The organism is Mesorhizobium sp. M2C.T.Ca.TU.002.02.1.1 (assembly GCF_003997225.1).
On the sequence record NZ_RZTO01000863.1, the window covers coordinates 1 to 2,507 of the forward strand.

Annotated in this window: 3 protein-coding genes; all 3 read right to left on the reverse strand. The window is 67.2% G+C overall.

What is annotated here, in order from left to right; genetic code table 11:
• On the reverse strand, positions 1-966 hold a 966-nt coding region (locus EOD07_RS30595), incomplete at its 3' end, for an ABC transporter permease (RefSeq protein WP_164772696.1).
• A complete protein-coding gene (locus tag EOD07_RS30600) occupies positions 963-1,955 on the reverse strand; it encodes an ABC transporter permease (protein WP_127237960.1) in 993 nt (330 codons plus the stop codon). The genes EOD07_RS30595 and EOD07_RS30600, both read right to left, overlap by 4 nt.
• Positions 1,952-2,507, reverse strand: a 556-nt coding sequence (locus EOD07_RS30605; RefSeq protein WP_164772697.1) for an ATP-binding cassette domain-containing protein, incomplete at its 5' end; no start/stop codon positions are given. The genes EOD07_RS30605 and EOD07_RS30600, both read right to left, overlap by 4 nt.

Consider the following 2,507-nt stretch of genomic DNA (forward strand, 5'->3'; position numbering starts at 1 on the left):
GATCAATGTGCGGACGTGGGCTTCGCGGCCGTAGATCGAGACCAATGCGAGAATGACGATCCCCAGCGCGGCCTGCACCGTGGAGGGCGCGAGGCCGAGGCCGATCAGGAAAGTGTTGAGCTCGATCAGGACTGCCGAGCCGGCAACCGTGCCGATCAGGCTGCCGCGCCCGCCGACGAGCGCGGTGCCGCCGATCACCACCGCTGCAATGGTCTGGAACAGGTAAGGTTGGCCGACGTCGCCATAGGCCGAGCCGGTGAAGCCGAGCAGCAGGACGCCCGCGAGCGCGGCGAACAGGGCGCTCAGCGCGTAGCTGACGACGACGATCCGATGCGGGTCGATCAGCGCCAGCGGTGCTGCCGTCGGGTTGCTGCCGAGCGCATAGACCTGCCGGCCGAACGGCGTGCGCGCAAGCATCACATGGACAAAGACTGCCAGCATCGCGAGGCACGGCACGACCCACGGCACGGGCAGCGGGCCGATCGTCCCGCCGATCGACACGAACTCGCTCAGATAGGCTGGAGCCGAGCCGGTGGGCAGCCCGCCCGTCCACATCAGCACGATCCCCTGTACCGCGGTGCCGACGCCAAGCGTCACGATCAACGGATGGATCCTGAGGAAAGAGGACAGCGCGCCGTTGAGGGCTCCGATGGCCATCGACAGCAACGCCACGATGAAACAGACCAGCCAGAACGCCATCCCGTCGCCGTAAAGCGAGGCGGCAACGACATTGGCGAAGCCGATGACGAAGGGGATCGACAGGTCTATGCCGCCAAGCAGGACCACCAGCGTCTGGCCGATGGACGCCACAGCTATGAAGGTCGCCAGAACGAGCATGGAGCGGATGGCGAACGGCGCGCCGAAACCCTCGATCGTCAGTGAGCCGAGGACGAGCAGCACCAAAGCCATGCCTATGGCGCCAAGGGTGCGGCGGGTGTTGGCGCCTAGGCCGGAAAGGACGTTCATCTCGGTCCTCCCGCGATGCGGCCGGTGAGCGCGTTCAGCGACACGGATGCCACCAGGATGACACCGTAGAGGGTGTGCAGCAGGAAGCTCGAGACGTTGAAATAGGTGAGCGTGCTCTGCAGCAGGAAGATCACTGCCGCCCCAAGCGCCGCGGCCGCGAAGCCGCCGCGCCCTCCCGCAAGGCTCACGCCGCCGAGCGCCACGCCGGAGATGGCGACCAGCGTGAAGGTGGGGCCGACATTGGGGTCGGCCGAGCCGAGCAGCGCGCTGAGCAAAAGCCCTCCGGCGCCGGCAAAAAGGCCGCCAAGCGTGTAGGCGAAGACACGCACGCCGGTTACGGGGATGCCGGCGGTGAAGCAGGCACGGTCATCGCTGCCGCACGCCATCAGCCAATCATAGACGGTCAGACGCTTCGCCAGCAGCCAGACTGCCGCCATGCCGGCGAGCGGGACGATGGAGTAGGGGCCGGCAAGGGCCTTCAGCCAGGCGGGCGCCGCGCCCTCCGGCGCAGGCAGAAGGGTCAGCGTCACGCCGCTGAGCACCAGATAGGTGCCGAGCGTGGCCACGATCGGCTGGATGCGCAGCACCGCGGAGAGCAGCCCGTTGAACAGCCCGACAAGCGCGCCGATCGCAAGGGCGACCGGCACCAGCACCCAGGGTTGGTCGATGCCCATATCTCCCGCCAGCACCTTGACCAGGATGATGTTGATGAACCCCATCAACGGGCCGATCGAGACGTCGATGCCGCCGCGTCCGGCCATGATCGCCGGCATGGAGGCGATCGCTGCCGCCATCGTCGGGCCGGCGAGGCCGATGACGGTGCCCCAGGAGCCAGGCAGCATCCAGGCCCGGTTCAGCCACAGGTCGACGATGAGCAGAACGGCAAGGATGGCCAGGGCCGGCGCCGACTCGCGACGGCCGGCCAGGAGCGCCCCGATGCCACGCGATCGCGCAGGCGCGTTGCCGGCAATTGGCGCGGCCGCTGTCATGCGACGCGCCCGAACATTGCCGCGATCACTGTGCTGCTGTTCATATCGGCCCCCGAAAAGGTAGCGACGACGCCCTGCTCGCGGAACACCAGGAGCCGATCGCAAAGGCGGAAGATTTCCTCTAGCTCCGAGGACAATACGACAAGCGCCATGCCCTCCTGTCGCGCGAGATCGCGGAAAGCCTGGTAGAGCGTTTCACGGGTCCGCTGATCGACGCCGCGCGTGGGGTCGTTGAGGAGGAGAATCCTGGGTTCGCGCGCCAGCCAGCGCGCCAGCAGCACCTTTTGCTGGTTGCCGCCCGAGAGAGCCGTGATCGGCTTGTTGCCGCCGGGCGCGACGATCGACAGCCGCTCGCGGTAACGCTCGAAGCGTTCGCGCCTGGCGCGGGGGCTGATCAATCCGAAGCGACGATCGCGCCCCAGCGTCACCATGCTGAAATTGTCGAGGATCGACAGCGAGGGGAAGATGCCGTTGGCTCTGCGGTCACGGGCAAGATAGGCGATGCCGAGCTGTGTCGCGTGGCGGAAATCGTCGATTTCGACATAGCCGGCG